Source organism: Escherichia sp. WS1118 (genome assembly GCF_046487695.1).
Classification (GTDB): domain Bacteria; phylum Pseudomonadota; class Gammaproteobacteria; order Enterobacterales; family Enterobacteriaceae; genus Escherichia; species Escherichia coli.
Genome location: NZ_JBJQIZ010000001.1, coordinates 72,638 through 88,476 on the forward strand (window position 1 = coordinate 72,638; position 15,839 = coordinate 88,476).

The window sequence follows — 15,839 nt, forward strand, 5'->3', positions numbered from 1 at the left end:
ATTGATAGTCATTTTGACTACTCATTAATGAGCATAATTTTATTTATAGAGTAAAAACAATTAGATAAAAAACTGGCACGCAATCTGCAATCAGCAAGACATCTTTTTAGAACACGCTGAATAAATTGAGGTTGCTATGTCTATTGTGGTGAAAAATAACATTCATTGGGTTGGTCAACGTGACTGGGAAGTGCGTGATTTTCACGGTACAGAATATAAAACGCTGCGCGGCAGCAGCTACAACAGCTACCTCATCCGCGAAGAAAAAAACGTGCTGATCGACACCGTCGACCATAAATTCAGCCGCGAATTTGTGCAGAACCTGCGTAATGAAATCGATCTGGCAGATATCGATTACATCGTAATTAACCATGCTGAAGAGGACCACGCCGGGGCGCTGACCGAACTGATGGCGCAAATTCCCGATACGCCGATCTACTGTACAGCCAACGCTATCGACTCGATAAATGGTCATCACCATCATCCGGAGTGGAATTTTAATGTGGTGAAAACTGGCGACACGCTGGATATCGGCAACGGCAAACAGCTCATTTTTGTCGAAACGCCAATGCTGCACTGGCCGGACAGCATGATGACTTACCTGACAGGCGACGCGGTGCTGTTCAGTAACGATGCTTTCGGTCAGCACTACTGCGACGAGCATCTGTTCAACGATGAAGTGGATCAGACTGAGCTTTTCGAGCAGTGCCAGCGTTACTACGCCAATATCCTGACGCCGTTCAGCCGCCTGGTAACGCCGAAAATTACCGAGATCCTGGGCTTTAACTTGCCAGTCGATATGATAGCGACCTCTCACGGCGTGGTATGGCGCGATAACCCGACGCAAATTGTCGAGCTGTACCTGAAATGGGCGGCGGATTATCAGGAAGACAGAATCACCATTTTCTACGACACCATGTCGAATAACACCCGCATGATGGCTGACGCTATCGCCCAAGGGATTGCGGAAACCGACCCACGCGTGGCGGTGAAAATTTTCAACGTCGCCCGAAGCGATAAAAACGAAATCCTGACCAATGTCTTCCGCTCAAAAGGCGTACTGGTCGGCACTTCTACGATGAATAATGTGATGATGCCGAAAATCGCCGGGCTGGTGGAGGAGATGACCGGATTACGCTTCCGTAACAAACGCGCCAGCGCTTTCGGCTCTCACGGCTGGAGCGGCGGTGCGGTGGATCGTCTTTCCACGCGCCTGCAGGATGCGGGTTTCGAAATGTCGCTTAGCCTGAAAGCCAAATGGCGACCAGACCAGGACGCTCTGGAGTTATGTCGTGAACACGGTCGCGAAATCGCCCGTCAGTGGGCGCTCGCGCCGCTGCCGCAGAGCACGGTGAATACGGTGGTTAAAGAAGAAACCTCTGCCGCCACGACGGCTGACCTCGGCCCACGGATGCAATGCAGCGTCTGCCAGTGGATTTACGATCCGGCAAAAGGCGAGCCAATGCAGGACGTTGCGCCAGGAACGCCGTGGAGTGAAGTCCCGGATAACTTCCTGTGCCCGGAATGCTCTCTCGGCAAAGACGTCTTTGACGAACTGGCATCGGAGGCAAAATGAGCAACGGCATTGTGATCATTGGTTCGGGCTTCGCCGCCCGCCAACTGGTGAAAAATATTCGCAAACAGGACGCCAGTATTCCATTAACCCTGATTGCCGCCGACAGCATGGATGAGTACAACAAACCTGACCTCAGCCATGTTATCAGTCAGGGGCAACGTGCCGACGACCTTACCCGCCAGACGGCAGGTGAATTTGCCGAGCAGTTTAATCTGCGCCTGTTTCCGCACACCTGGGTAACGGATATCGATGCCGAAGCCCATGTGGTGAAAAGTCAGAATAATCAGTGGCAATACGACAAGTTAGTGCTGGCAACCGGTGCCAGCGCCTTTGTCCCGCCAGTGCCCGGGCGTGAGTTAATGCTGACGTTAAATAGTCAGCAAGAGTATCGCGCCTGTGAAACGCAACTGCGGGATGCCCGACGCGTGTTGATTGTCGGCGGTGGTTTGATTGGTAGTGAACTGGCGATGGATTTTTGTCGGGCAGGCAAAGCGGTCACGCTAATCGACAACGCTGCCAGTATTCTGGCGTCGTTAATGCCAACGGAAGTCAGCAGCCGCTTGCAGCATCGGTTGACGGAGATGGGCGTTCATCTGCTGTTGAAATCTCAGTTGCAGGGACTAGAAAAAACAGATTCTGGCATTCTGGCAACGCTGGACCGCCAGCGCTGCATCGAAGTGGATGCGGTAATTGCCGCCACCGGACTGCGCCCGGAAACCGCCCTGGCACGACGCGCCGGGCTGACGATTAATCGCGGCGTTTGCGTCGATAGTTATCTGCAAACCAGTAATGCCGATATTTATGCGCTGGGCGATTGCGCGGAAATTAACGGTCAGGTATTGCCGTTCCTCCAGCCGATTCAACTTAGCGCGATGGTGCTGGCAAAAAATCTTCTCGGCAATAACACGCCGCTGAAACTCCCGGCGATGCTGGTGAAAATCAAAACGCCGGAATTACCGCTGCATCTGGCAGGCGAAACCCAGCGTCAGGATTTACGCTGGCAAATTAATACCGAACGCCAGGGAATGGTGGCACGCGGCGTTGACGATGCTGACCAGCTTCGCGCCTTTGTGGTCAGTGAGGATCGGATGAAAGAGGCATTTGGATTGTTGAAAACGTTGTCGATGTAGGCGAGCTACAGTGCCCCAAATGTCGGATGCGGCGCTGACGCGTCTTATCCGACCTACAGGGAACACATGTGTTGATCACATAATACGTTTATGTCGCATCCTGCACTGTCCCAAAATGTCGGATGCGACGCTGGCGCGTCTTATCCGACCTGCGGGGATGAATATGTAGGCCGGATAAGGCGTTTACGCCGCATCCGGCAATGGTGTCCAAATGCAGCACGTTTTATCCGTTCTGGACTTCCCCTGCCAACCAACGCGCCGCAACAATAACCCCCTGCCCCAGAGACAACCCGCCATCGCCCGCAGGTAAACTCTGTGGAAAGAGCAATGTGAAATCAGCGAGATAATGCGCCAGACGTGCACGCAGCAAACGGTTATGAATAACTCCGCCGCTAAATACCAGCGTAGTGATACCCCGCATCGTGGCCTGCTCACGCATCAACGCGGCAAAACCCTGCGCCAGCGCATCATGAAACGCCCACGCGCGTTGATTAACCGGAGCCTGCCAGCTCAGCCACTGCTGCCAGAAAGTGGCGAGATCCAGTTGATTGTCCACCAGCGGCATCGTCACCGGATGCGTCACTCTGTGGCACGGAGCTGCGAGTGCCTCCAGAGCACAAGCCGCTTCACCTTCATAACTTAACGTGGCTGGCGCACAGCCCAGCGCCGCCGCTACGGCATCGAACAAACGTCCACACGACGATGCCAGCGGCGCGTTAATTCCACGCTCAATAGCCCGCGCCAGCACGCTCCAGTTTTGCTGTTGCACACTTGCCGTTTCAGAGTAATTCTGCCACTCCGGCACAAAGCGCAGGCACTGCGCCAGCAGGTTTCGCCACGGCTGCTTCGCAGCCAAATCGCCCCCCGGAAGCGCCACCGCGGGCAAGCCGCCCAGGTGCTGGCATTCACGATAGTTCACCCGCAGGCACTCGCCCCCCCATAAAGCGCCGTTCTCCCCCATACCAATACCGTCGAGCGTCAACGCAATGACATCTCCGCCATCCAGAGGCCAGAGGTGTTCTGCCAGACACGCCGCTGCGTGGGCATGATGATGCAGTACCGTTTGCGTCGGCAGATTCATTTCGCGCGCCCACTGGCTGGAGACATAGCCCGGATGCGCGTCATGCACAACGTATTGCGGAGTGAAATCGTAGATGTTTTGCATCAGGCGTAACGCTTCGCGCCACTGCATCTGGATGCCATCGTCACTTAAATCGCCCAGATGCTGACTCAACACCGCTTGTTCGCCGCGCACCAGGCTGAAGGTGTTTTTCAGATCCGCACCGAGACACAGCACAGGCGGAACATTTTTAAAGCCCGGAGGCAAAGCCAGCGCATCCGGCACATACCCCCGCGAACGGCGCAGCATTTCGCCGCTTTCGCGCACCACCGAATCATCCATCCGCTGCACGATGTCGCGGTTATGTATCAAGAATCCGTCGGCAATGCCCTGCAAATCCGCCAGCGCCTGTTCGTTGCTGATAGCCGGTGGTTTACCGCTCAGGTTGCCGGAGGTCATCACCAGCGGGCATTGCAGTTCCTGTAACAGCAAATGCTGGAGCGGGTTCGCAGGCAACATTACCCCGACTTCGTTAAGGCCAGGGGCGATATCATCACAAAGCTCAGGTACATATTTTTTATCCACCAGCACAATCGGCGCGGCGGGCGTGGTAAGCAACTGGCGCGCAGCGTCTGGTAAACCGTCAGCCACTGGCAACATGACCGCCAGCGGTTTCGCCGGGCGATGTTTGCGCGCCCGAAGTATCGCCACCGCGTTACTGTTACGTGCATCGCAGGCAAGATGAAATCCGCCAATTCCTTTGATGGCGACAATGTTGCCCATTTTTAACTGTGCGATAGCTGCCTGTAATGCCGCCTCTTGTTCTGCATGTTCACCATGACTTACCCATTCAAGATGGGGGCCACACTCCGGGCAGGCCACCGGCTGGGCGTGGAAGCGACGATCGAGCGGGTCACAGTACTCTTTGTCACAAGCCGGACACAGCGGAAACGCCGCCATCACGGTAAACGGGCGGTCGTAAGGCATGGCGCGAATAATGGTGAAACGCGGGCCACAGTGGGTACAGTTGATAAACGGATAACGCCAGCGTCGTTCGCCTGGGGTATTCATTTCGGCAAGGCAAGCAGGGCAAGTGGCGGCATCGGGAACAATTTGCGTATTCATGACGCCACCCGCGCTCTGGCGGATGGTGAACTCAGTGGGCAGTTGTGACCAGATAAACGGCTCACGCTCGACGCTATCAATACGCGCCAGTGGCGGGCAGTGCTGATGCAATTGAACAAGAAACGTTTCCGGATCTTCCAGCAGCCGGACTTCTACGCCATCGCCGTCATTACAGACATCGCCGTGAAGATTTAATTGCTGTGCCAGTTGCCAGACAAACGGACGAAAACCGACGCCCTGCACTTTGCCACGAATACGCAGTTGGACACCGCAAGATGTGTTTTTTGCCATTGAGTTATTCCCGCCATCATGAATTGCGTAACCCGCCCTGCCGGACACGACAGCGTCGCATCCGGCAGTCACAGGTCGGCGATACCGCCCGCTTCGTATTCTACGAATATTTCCGGGAATTCCTTTGATACCAGAACAGTTCTGTAAGATTTTTAGAACATCAGCGCCGTGCGGCGGCGTTTTTCTGCGCTCAGTTGTTCAAGTTTATTACGATCGACACAAATCAGCGCATGGGTCGGGCAAGCCGCCATACACGCCGGGCCGTCTTCACGATGGTTGCACAGGTCGCATTTATTGGCTTCGGCTTTGTCAGCCCGTACATTCAGCCCTGCGCCGCTGTTGCGAATCACCGGACGCACCACCACTTCCATCGCACCATACGGGCAAGCCACAACGCAGGTTTTGCAACCAATACAACGTTCCTGCATGACATGAACAAACCCTTTATCACGGCTGATAGCACCATTCGGGCAGACGTTAGCGCACGGTGCATCTTCACACTGACGGCAAACTGTCGCCGTGGAAATGTTCACACCTTTAATGACATGGATACGCGGTAAAAATGTTTCCGGGGTCAGCGATGCACAGTCCTGATTTTCCTGATGAGAAACCACGCACGCTACTTCACAGGTACGGCAACCAATACATTTACTCGCGTCAGCAATGATGAAACGGTTCATCAAATTCTCCAGCAATGACAGTTAATGCGCCGATACATTCACAAATCATGCCAGTTTTTAATTTACTGTTATTTAAGGAAATTAAATTCTGTACTACAGGAAAAACGATGTCATCGACACTAGTGACGATGACATGTGATGACAGTATTTATCGTTGCCAGTCCACATCTGGGTACTTTTTTCCGACAAGTCGTTCTGGTGGTATAAAAAAGTAATTGCCAGTAACGGGGAGGATTTAAGGGAAGCAACCGTGCCGGATACGGCGTGAACAATGACCACTTTGTCAGCTATCCATATGATTGTATTTTGAGGTTCATCGCAGATTAGCGATGAACCTTTATTAAATAATACAATTCCGACTGAAATAACAGGTAAGGATACAAAATGGGTTCATGGGGAATGGAGGCTCTCGAAAGCGACGAAGGGCTGGATTTGATTAATTGGGTAGAGGAACAACTGCAAGATGATTCGACCTTTGATGCCGAGTCAATTGTTCAACGCTTAAGCCAGCATGAAGATTTGTTCGGATTTCAGGGAGATGAAGAATTTCTCTACGATAATAATGTTATCGGTCTCGTCGAACTTATCATTCAAAAAGCAGCCGGGGAAAAAATCACATCGAGTAAACAAATTGATCAACTCGACAGTTATCGGCTCACGTCGATTTTCAGCAAAAAACTCCAGGGCCGTTTACAAACAATCGACGACACACATGAGTGGATAATGCTTTTTGAGGGGCGAGCACGCGAAAAGGCAAAAGCATATCTGATTGAGATTACTGATAAATTAAGAGTAGTAAAGACAACAGCCTGAATGACAAACAAGGGCGCGCAAAATTAAGAATCTGCGCCCTTTCAAAGCCCGACAGGCGTAGCGCATCAGGCGATTTAGCGTCTGCCATCAGTCAAAGAAACCATTCCGGCTTAACGCCAAATCGGGCTGAAAGTGCCTTAATGTGGGGTATCGTCAAGGATCGTTGTCCAGACAAGATCTGGCTGACCAGGGATTTAGAGCCGATTTCGTTCTTCAAATCTGCATAGGTCAGATTATGTTGATCAATCAGCGTGCGAAGTAACGCCACACCAACAGGCATTGCCGCAACGGCTTTGTCGAACTCTGCAAACTTTTCGTTGTTGTTTTCATATTCTGCAATGCGGCTCGCCAGAAAGTCGATAAGTGGATTGGTGTCATCTTCTTCAATCAAATATTCGACCAGTTCCAGTGCTTCACGATAATCATCTTCTGAGTCACTGCCTCCCAGAAAGGGGACTGCATTGACCAGTTCTCTTGTTGCTTTAACAGCGCGTGCAGCATTAGCAGTCATTCTTTGTTCTCTCTGTAGTAACGTGTCAGTTTGTCATACTCTGCGTGATTCGTGATGTGCTTCACAAAGAACCGCTTATTAACAAAGTTTATGTAGGCAATAACCCTAAGATTGTTCCCGCCGACATCCAGAACGTACCATTTGTTGCGATATTTAAAATTGTCGAGGTTGGGAAAAGCCGTTCGCATTTCTTCTGGCGTAGAAAAATCCGTTTCCTTAATAACCCGATACAATGAGTGTAGAGCCAGAGCGTCGTTAGGATATTTGCGCGCACACTCTTCAAATGGCGCTTTAGAAATGATGTGCATTTTTAAGTTTTAACTTCCTTATAGTAAGTAAACAGCCACATCTGCGAGTTCTATCCTTATATGTTCGGAACACTATAGCTTATCAAATCCAAGTTCACAATATGTAAACACTTGCGCACGATATAATTACTACAAAAATCCTCATAGCCACTCTGCAAAAAGTCAGTTCTGATTCACCCCATCAAGCACATCACCCTTTATTAAACAACGCTGTGTCAGCGCCAGATCTTTCGTTTGCGGGTTACGTCCGGCGACAGGTTTAATGACGAGTTTACGGTTGGAGGTATAGGTAAAACGCGTGAGTGCGGGGTAGCTTAACTTGCCAAACCAGCCGTGAACGCGCTGCCATTTGGCCTCTTTTACCTGATACAAACTGGTTATCCAGTAACCGGAATCAAACTGCATATCCAGCAATTGCGTGTGACCATTGCCTTGTAAATCAAGCAAATCATCAACGCCAGTTTCGTTTGCGGTGTAAAAACCATCGACCTGGAAAACACACGGGCGACCTTGCTGATTAAAGGTCATCAGGATCAAAAACGAGGAAGGCGCCAGCCCGTTTCCCGAAACACCTCGCCAGATAACCAAATCCTGAATGCCATTACGATCGAGGTCAGCACGGTAAAATTGCGCATTACCCGCCATATTTTGCAGCACACCCACAGGCACAAACCAGGATTTACCGGCACGGTCCTTAGCGGTTAATCGCCAGTAATCCTCTTCATTTGGCATCTTCTCAAGCGTTACGCCTGCAATGCCCACTTTTCTAAAATGCCAGGTTTGCTCGGCATCATAAGGCAGGGTTAAGAGAGGTTTCAGCGCCCGCTTTTGCGCGTATTCGCTGTCACTCATCGGTAGATATTCGGTAAAGCTGGTAGCCTGCGCAGGCAGCACTAAGCTCAATAAAAAAGCGCACATCCCTGTCCTGATGTTCAATTCCCTGAATTCCTTACTGAAAAACTACTCTTCTTCCGCCGCTAACTGCGCGAAGCCGCCATTTCCTTCCCAGCCTTCCAGCCGCTGATACACCGTTTCCACCGCATCTTTAATCTGCTGAGTCATCGGGTAGTAAAAGCCGACGATATCCGGCTGGATGCCGAGAAAAATCACTTCGCCAATATCTTCTTTCAACTGGTCGATAAGATAGTTCAGCGGCATGTTATGGGTAGTCATCATAAACATCTCGGCGATGTCAGCCGGGTCGATGATGCGGATCTCGCCAGGGTTTAGCCCCATATCCGTGGCGTCGACAATCAGCAGTCGTGTCGGGCGCAGTTCACGGATAGCGACGATGTCGTTTTCCGGTGCGCTACCGCCGTCAATCACCACCCAGTTACCTTTCGGCGCGGCGGCGCACTTTTCCGCCAGCAGCGGACCTGCGCCATCATCGCCCATCATGCTATTGCCAACACAGAGTAAAACGTCAGTCACGCAATCTCCTCACCATCAAATAGATGGCGTTTTCCTGATGAATATCATGCAGCATACTTAACAGCATTGTACTCCATTCCTTCTGCTGCGAAGTTTGCGCTGCCCGGGCTTTATCGAATGCGTTGGCCAGCATCGGCACATGGTTAATGTCGATGACGATCTCACCATATTTCGGCACGCCTTCCATTTTGCGGCGGGCTTCGCTACCCGCCTCCAGAGTGGCAATCCATGCCAGATATTCATCCCACGGACAGGTGAGCGCCGCTTCCAGGCAATCGATAACCCCAAGGTGGTGACCAATCGCCAGGCTGTAATAGACCACCTGCTGCGCCTCGGCGGGCGTGGCATCGTTCTCATCAATAAATTTACGGCTCAGTTGACTGAACACCACCTTTTCACTCATCGGATACGCGCCTCTTCAACAACATGATTCAGATGGCTGACAATCTCGTTCAGACGCGGATCGTTTTCCGCTTCCAGCCAGCGTGCAACCTGCTCTTCGCCCTGCCCTAACTGTGTCAGGAAGTCATCGGCAATCTGACGACCGTAACGATAACCCGCCAGGCGGCGTGCTTCGCGATCCACTTTCACGCGCAGCGGCTGCACCATATCGCCATGCAGAATTTCTGCCGGTTGTTCATCCTGCTCACCCGGCCCACGGGCGTGAATTTTCTGCTCCAGCAGGCCGAGCGCCATTGCAAAGCCGTATAGCGTGGCGGCAGGCGTTGGCGGGCAGCCAGGGATATAAACATCCACTGGGACGATTTTATCCGTACCGCCCCACACGCAGTAGAGATCGTGGAAGATCCCGCCGCTGTTACCGCAGGCACCGTAGGAGATACAGATTTTCGGGTCCGGCGCGGACTGCCACGCACGCAGCGCAGGGGATCGCATTGCACGGGTGACCGCGCCGGTAAACAGTAAAATATCCGCATGACGCGGTGAAGGAACGACTTTAATGCCGAAGCGTTCTGCATCGAACAGCGGCGACAAAGTGGCGAAAATTTCGATTTCGCAGCCGTTGCAGCCGCCGCAGTCCACGCGGTAAACGTAGGCAGAACGTTTGATTTTTTTCAGTAACGACGCCTTCATACTGGCGATGGATTCATCCACCGTCATCGGGACCGGAATGCCGTTGGCGTCACGGGGGCCTAATAAATTGCTCATCAGATGGCCTCTTTCATATGGCGAGTCAGTTCAATACGGTCGGACGGCACCAGGCATTTCTGGCGCTTACATTCCGGGCAAGTCTCAAAGCTTTCGCGGTGGTTTTCCGCGCGGCTGTCGCCATTGTGCTTAAGCAGCGCAATGGCGTAGTCGATCTCTTTCTGGACGGCGAAAGGACGATTGCAGACGCGGCAGTTGCACAGCGCGAAGCGGGACTGTTGCAGGAAGTCTTCTTTCTTCCACACCGCCAGTTCGTACTCTTGCGACAGTTTGATCGCCGCCGTCGGGCAAACTTCTTCGCAGCGTCCACAGAAGATGCAGCGCCCGAGATTGAACTCCCACGCCAGCTCTCCTGTGGCGAGGTCAGTTTCAACCGTTAAGGCGTTTGACGGGCAGGCATTGACGCAGGCCGCACAGCCTATGCACTGCTGCGGGTTCTGCTCTGGCTTACCACGGAAGTTTTTATCAACCGCAATAGGCTCCAGCGGATAAGCCGAGGTCGCCGTGCCGGTTTTGATAACTTTTTTGATAAAGGTAAACATGGCGACTCCTTATTTCAGCGGCGAGTTTTTACGCTCAATGCTGTAGCGCTCGAGTTCTTTGTACGGCACCACTTTGCTCTTCTTCTTACGTACATCGACCACGGTCATGCGGTCGGTACAGGAGTAGCAAGGGTCCAGGCTACCGATAATCAGCGGCGCATCGGAAACGGTGTTGCCGCGCAGCATATAACGCAGGGTCGGCCAGTTCGCGTAGGTCGCGGCACGGCAGCGCCAGCGGTACAGCTTCTGGTTGTCGCCGGTCATGCTCCAGTGGATATCATCGCCGCGCGGCGCTTCGGCAAAGCCCAGCGCGAAACGGTGCGGAATGTAGGTAAAGCCTTCCACCATCAGCGGGCCACCCGGCAGGTTATCCAGACCGTAGTCGATCATGTTCAGCGCGGTATAGACTTCGTTGATACGCACTTTCAGACGGGAAATCACGTCGCAGCCCTGCTCGCTGTGGACTTCCATTGGCAGCAGGCCGTAACCAACAAACGGGTGATCGGCACGGGTATCGCGGGCGTGACCGCTGGCGCGGACCATCGGGCCAACGTTACTGAAGTCGCGGGCAATTTCCGGGTCCAGACGACCAATGCCGACGGTGCGCTGTTCCATGTTCGGTGTGCTCAGCAGCACATCCACCAGCTCCTGCACTTCACGACGCATCTGTTGTGCCAGCTGGCGGGTCTGGATCATGTCGTCTTTCAGCAGATCGCGACGAATCCCGCCGATCAGGTTCAGGCCGTAGGTTTTACGCGCACCGGTAAGGATTTCTGCCATTTTCATGGAGGTTTCACGCACGCGGAAGAACTGCATAAAGCCGGAGTCGAAGCCGGTAAAGTGACAGGCCAGGCCGAGGTTGAGCAGATGCGAGTGCAGGCGTTCTACCTCCAGCAGAATGGCGCGGATCATCTGCGCGCGTTCTGGCACCTGAATACCCATCGCGTTTTCCACCGACGTGGTGTAAGCGGTGCTGTGGGCGAAGCCGCAGATCCCGCAAACACGGTCAGAGAGGAAGGTCACTTCGTTATAACCCATGCGGGTTTCCGCCAGTTTTTCCATGCCGCGATGGACATAGAACAGGCGGTAGTCGGCGTCGATAATGTTTTCGCCATCGACGAACAGACGGAAGTGACCCGGTTCGTCAGAAGTGACGTGCAGCGGACCAATCGGCACGACGTTATTTTTCTTATCACCCAGTTCGTTGATGAACTCGTAGGTTTCAGCATCGGTGGTCGGTGCCGGACGCTGACGATAATCCATGCTGTCTTTACGCAGAGGATAAAGTTCATCCGGCCAGTCATCCGGCAGCACCAGACGGCGTTCATCCGGCAGACCAACCGGAATCAAACCGTACATATCGCGCACTTCACGCTCGCCCCATACTGCCGCCGGAACGCGCGGCGTTACGGACGGATATTCCGGTTTGTTGGCGTCAACTTCAACGCGCACGGTTATCCAGCATTTGGTGCCCTTCTCCATCGACAGCACGTAATAAACGGCGTAATGACCATTCAGTTTGCGTTCGTCGTTACCAAACAGCACCGACAGCCAGCCACCCTGCTTGTAGTAGAGAAACTCCACTACTTCCGGCAGATAGTTCACCTTTACGGTCACGGTCAGCTGATCTTTGGTCTGCCAGGCGTGGTCCAGCACGACGCCCGGAAATGCCTCATTCAGCGCGGCGAGATAATGTTGACCTAATTTTTCTTCAGACATGCTCAAACTCTCTTTAATCACGCCGCCAGCAAGGAGACGAACGCTAAAAATGCAAAGCCAAACCCAGCCCAGGTAATGCGCGGAGTAATATCAAGACGCAGACGGGCCATGCTGTTTTCGAACAGCGCGATAACCAGGACGCCGACCACCAGTTTGACGATGGCAATCACCAGCGCCAGCAGCAGCCCACCGACGGTGAAGGTTTCCATTTGTCCCCACGGAATAAACACCCCGACGAACATCTGCAACACCACCAGCTGTTTCAGACTGATGCCCCATTTCATGACGCCAAAACCGCTGCCGCTGTACTCAGAGAGCGGACCTTCCTGCAACTCCTGCTCGGCTTCCGCCAGGTCGAACGGCAGTTTGCCCATTTCGATAAAGGTGGCGAACGCACAGGCACAAAGCGCCAGCACCAGCGGGATGCTCTGGCTCAGCGGCCAGTGATAAACGGTGTCGGTGATGTTGCTGATGTTGGTGGAACCGGCAACCTGTGCGGCAACCCACAGACCAAGCAGCAGCATCGGTTCGACCAGCACGCCAAGCATCGCTTCACGACTCGCGCCGATAGCGGTAAACGGGCTACCGGTATCCAGACCAGAAATGGCAAAGAAGAAACGCGCGATGGCAAAGAGATACAGTAAGGTGATCAAATCACCCAGTTGCGGCAGCGGAGAACCGACGGTCACCACCGGCAGCGCAGTAGCGATAGTCAGCATGACGCCCACCATCACATACGGCGTCAGGCGGAACACCCAGCCGGAGGCATCCGGGCCAACGCTCTGGCGGCCCAGCAGTTTGATAATGTCGCGATACTCCTGCAACACGCCCGGCCCGCGACGGTTATGCAAGCGGGCGCGCGCCACGCGGGTTATACCGGAGAGCAGCGGCGCAACGGCAAATAACACCAGCGCCTGAATTAACGGATATAAAACACTCATTCTCAGGCTCCTCGTGAAACAATAATCACCACCAGTACCGCCAGTTCAACCAGCGCCATCCGGCGGAACAGCAACGCACTCCCCTCGCACTGCCAGCCCGGCACCAGCGACACCGGATTCAGCCATTTGCGTAGTTTCAGCACCGGCGCAAACGCCTGTTTCACCGGCATGGCAAAACCGTGAGCGGTAATCACCATTGATTTTTCGTGATCGTAGCCGCACACCCAGGCCGCGCCGCGGGAACGCGACGGCAAACGATCGCCTTTGCAAATCGCCATAATGATGAATGGCAGCAGCGGGCAGGCAATCAGCAGCAACGTGATCATTGGTTGAGAAACGGTGGTGTTAGCAGGCTCCAGCGGCAGAGGTACAGCAGCAGAGAGCATCGGCAGCAGCCACGGCGCAGCAACACCGCCAATTACACAGCAAATCGCCAGTGCCACTACGCTTACGCTCATCAGGAGCGGCGCACAGGTGGCGTTTTCGGCTTCTTTGGTACGCGGCGCGCCGAGGAAAGTAACGCCATAAACTTTCGCCATACACATCACCGCCAGCGCACCGGTAATTGCCAGCCCCACGGCGAGCAGCGGCCCGAACAGACGGGCAACAAACGCGCCACTATTGCTCAGTTTGAAGAAGGATTGATAGATAACCCATTCCCCGGCAAAACCGTTCAGCGGCGGCAGCGCAGCCATTGCCATCAGCCCGACTAACATGGCGATGGAGATAACCGGCATTTTCTTGCCAATACCACCGAGTTTTTCGATATCGCGATGACCGGTACGGAACCAGACGCTCCCCGCACCAAGGAACAGTACGCTCTTGAACAGGCTATGGTTAAGCAGATGGTACAGACCACCAACCAGACCAAGGGCAATCAGCGCCGGTTGTTCGAGCGCGATACCCGTTACGCCAGCGCCCAGCCCCAGCAGGATGATGCCGATATTTTCCAGGGTGTGGTAAGCCAGCAGACGTTGGATATTATGTTCCATCAACGCATACAGACCGCCGACGAATGCGGTGATCATACCGAGCACCAGCAGCGCGATCCCCCACCACAGCGGTGCATTACCGCCCAGTAGTGACAGAGTTAAAATGCCCAGCAGGCCAATTTTCATGACTACCGTGGAAAACAGCGCGGCAGCTGGCGCAGAGGCGTTGGCATGTGCCTGTGGCACCCAGCCGTGCAGCGGAATAATCCCGGCCAGCAGGCCAAAGCCAATCACACCGAGCAGCCAGATATCGGAACCGAGCGGCAGCTGTTGCATACGCATATCCAGCAGGCGCAGATCCAGCGTGCCGTAACGCTGCCACAGCAGCCAGCAGGCAATCGCCAGCAGCAGAGTGCCAAGACGCCCCAGCGCAAACCACAGTTTGCCCTCTTTGCTGTTGCTGGTGAGGAACACCGCACACAGGGCCATAATTTCAGCCATTACCACGAACATGCCGAGGTTGCTGGCGATGACGGCACAGACGGCGGCAGCCATCAACATATTGATCTGCAAGCCGTTGCATTTCACCTGCGCGTGGCGATGCCAGTCAATGTTGTAGAGGCTGACAAACAGACCGCACAGACCGAGCGTAATCAGCCAAATCGCGTTAAGCGGAGAGATTTGCACATCGTAGCTTACCAGCGACAGCGCACCGCTCACGCCAACCGCGCCAGTCAGCACAGTGAAGCCCGCGGCTGCCGTATACAGGCTACCCACCGCGCCGCCAATTCCGGCTATCCAGCCACTTAGCGCTTTTTGAAAAGAAAAGAGAAATGCCAGAACAGCGGCGGCGACAAACCACGCCACGCCGCTATTGATCAGGGAAATTGCGTTCATTTAGCCTCTCCACTTTGAGCCTGCTGAAACAAGGTGAGATCGCCAAAGTCCGTGTTAAAAGTCAGCTCACGCTTACGTTTGCTGACGCGGGCGATATCGGTGTTATCCACCAGATGCAGGGCTTTAGTCGGGCACATCCGCACGCAGGCCGGACCTTGTTCATCAAAGCTACAAAGGTCACATTTGACGGCGATCGCGCGAATACCTGGCACCCAGTCAAGCAATGTGCTGACACGCGCCGGAGCAGGCGGTGCCGGTGGCGCTTTCGGGGTATTGGCGTTTGCCGGAATATCCAGCGGACGGCTGCCGGAAAATTCAATTGCGCCAAACGGGCAGGCGATACCACACAGTTTGCAGCTTACGCACAGACTTTCATTCAACTGCACAGCACCATCAACACGAGTGATGGCGTTAACCGGGCAGACCACCGCGCAGGGTGCATCTTCACAGTGATGACAGAGCTGCGGCGCAGATTCTTTTTCATTTAGCATCACTCGCAGGCGCGGCATTGATTGCAGGCCGTGCTGGCGATGCGTCTCTGAACAGGCAGCCTCACAAGTGTGGCAGCCGATACAGAGCGTGGAGTCAGCAATTACAAAACGATTCACCAGGCATTCCTCAGGTGATTGTCATTTTTGACGAAAACATGCCGATGAAATGTCATTTTCGACACTCATCGACACGCCCATCCCCAAACAGGCGTAACGCCTGCAAAA

The 15,839-nt window shown here is 53.9% G+C and carries 16 protein-coding genes; 3 read left to right on the plus strand and 13 right to left on the minus strand.

The window, feature by feature from the left end; genetic code table 11:
* Positions 1–136: 136 nt before the first annotated feature.
* Complete coding sequence (gene norV / locus ACJHYO_RS00420; protein WP_000029616.1) at positions 137–1,576, plus strand: anaerobic nitric oxide reductase flavorubredoxin; 1,440 nt, start codon at positions 137–139, stop codon at positions 1,574–1,576.
* Entirely contained in the window at positions 1,573–2,706 is a 1,134-nt protein-coding gene (gene norW / locus ACJHYO_RS00425) for an NADH:flavorubredoxin reductase NorW (RefSeq protein WP_000064718.1), read from the plus strand. Before norV ends, norW begins: the two co-directional genes overlap by 4 nt.
* A gap of 223 nt (positions 2,707–2,929) precedes the next feature.
* Here norW and hypF read toward each other — a convergent pair whose 3' ends face one another.
* The gene (gene hypF, locus ACJHYO_RS00430) at positions 2,930–5,182 is read right to left on the minus strand and encodes a carbamoyltransferase HypF (RefSeq protein WP_085455499.1); all 2,253 of its coding nucleotides are present in this window, start codon (positions 5,180–5,182) and stop codon (positions 2,930–2,932) included.
* A 152-nt stretch (positions 5,183–5,334) separates the two neighbouring features.
* Entirely contained in the window at positions 5,335–5,862 is a 528-nt protein-coding gene (hydN, locus tag ACJHYO_RS00435) for an electron transport protein HydN (protein ID WP_001078777.1), read from the minus strand.
* A gap of 384 nt (positions 5,863–6,246) precedes the next feature.
* Here hydN and ACJHYO_RS00440 point away from each other — a divergent pair, with 384 nt between their 5' ends.
* On the plus strand, positions 6,247–6,675 hold the full coding sequence (locus ACJHYO_RS00440; RefSeq protein ID WP_000536064.1) for a hypothetical protein: 429 nt from the start codon (positions 6,247–6,249) through the stop codon (positions 6,673–6,675).
* 91 nt (positions 6,676–6,766) lie between these two features.
* On the opposite strand, the gene ACJHYO_RS00445 is transcribed toward ACJHYO_RS00440, so the two are convergent.
* The 11 genes from ACJHYO_RS00445 to hycB all read right to left on the minus strand — a co-directional run bounded on the left by ACJHYO_RS00445 (position 6,767) and on the right by hycB (position 15,731).
* A complete protein-coding gene (locus ACJHYO_RS00445; RefSeq protein WP_000126293.1) occupies positions 6,767–7,186 on the minus strand; it encodes a type II toxin-antitoxin system HigA family antitoxin in 420 nt (139 codons plus the stop codon).
* The gene (locus tag ACJHYO_RS00450; protein ID WP_000547555.1) at positions 7,183–7,494 is read right to left on the minus strand and encodes a type II toxin-antitoxin system HigB family toxin; all 312 of its coding nucleotides are present in this window, start codon (positions 7,492–7,494) and stop codon (positions 7,183–7,185) included. The genes ACJHYO_RS00445 and ACJHYO_RS00450 overlap by 4 nt, the downstream gene beginning before the upstream one ends.
* 162 nt (positions 7,495–7,656) lie before the next feature.
* The gene (locus ACJHYO_RS00455) at positions 7,657–8,412 is read right to left on the minus strand and encodes a hypothetical protein (protein ID WP_001305268.1); all 756 of its coding nucleotides are present in this window, start codon (positions 8,410–8,412) and stop codon (positions 7,657–7,659) included.
* 42 nt (positions 8,413–8,454) lie between these two features.
* Positions 8,455–8,925 carry a hydrogenase maturation peptidase HycI gene (hycI, locus tag ACJHYO_RS00460; RefSeq protein ID WP_000132956.1) on the minus strand — a complete coding sequence of 157 codons (471 nt, stop codon included), beginning with the start codon at positions 8,923–8,925 and terminating at the stop codon, positions 8,455–8,457.
* Positions 8,918–9,328 (minus strand): formate hydrogenlyase assembly protein HycH, encoded by a 411-nt coding sequence (gene hycH / locus ACJHYO_RS00465; RefSeq protein ID WP_001291918.1) that lies wholly within the window; start codon positions 9,326–9,328, stop codon positions 8,918–8,920. Before hycH ends, hycI begins: the two co-directional genes overlap by 8 nt.
* Positions 9,325–10,092, minus strand: coding sequence for a formate hydrogenlyase subunit HycG (hycG, locus tag ACJHYO_RS00470; RefSeq protein WP_000067399.1), 768 nt, complete (start codon positions 10,090–10,092; stop codon positions 9,325–9,327). The genes hycH and hycG overlap by 4 nt, the downstream gene beginning before the upstream one ends.
* Positions 10,092–10,634, minus strand: coding sequence for a formate hydrogenlyase subunit HycF (gene hycF, locus ACJHYO_RS00475; protein ID WP_085455500.1), 543 nt, complete (start codon positions 10,632–10,634; stop codon positions 10,092–10,094). Before hycF ends, hycG begins: the two co-directional genes overlap by 1 nt.
* Positions 10,635–10,643: 9 nt before the next feature.
* Positions 10,644–12,353, minus strand: a complete 1,710-nt coding sequence (hycE, locus tag ACJHYO_RS00480; RefSeq protein WP_001288122.1) for a formate hydrogenlyase subunit HycE — start codon at positions 12,351–12,353, stop codon at positions 10,644–10,646.
* A gap of 17 nt (positions 12,354–12,370) precedes the next feature.
* Positions 12,371–13,294 (minus strand): formate hydrogenlyase subunit HycD, encoded by a 924-nt coding sequence (gene hycD / locus ACJHYO_RS00485; protein ID WP_000115226.1) that lies wholly within the window; start codon positions 13,292–13,294, stop codon positions 12,371–12,373.
* 2 nt (positions 13,295–13,296) lie between these two features.
* On the minus strand, positions 13,297–15,123 hold the full coding sequence (gene hycC, locus ACJHYO_RS00490; RefSeq protein ID WP_016233496.1) for a formate hydrogenlyase subunit 3: 1,827 nt from the start codon (positions 15,121–15,123) through the stop codon (positions 13,297–13,299).
* The gene (hycB, locus tag ACJHYO_RS00495; RefSeq protein WP_001079186.1) at positions 15,120–15,731 is read right to left on the minus strand and encodes a formate hydrogenlyase subunit HycB; all 612 of its coding nucleotides are present in this window, start codon (positions 15,729–15,731) and stop codon (positions 15,120–15,122) included. The genes hycC and hycB overlap by 4 nt, the downstream gene beginning before the upstream one ends.
* Positions 15,732–15,839 lie beyond the last annotated feature (108 nt).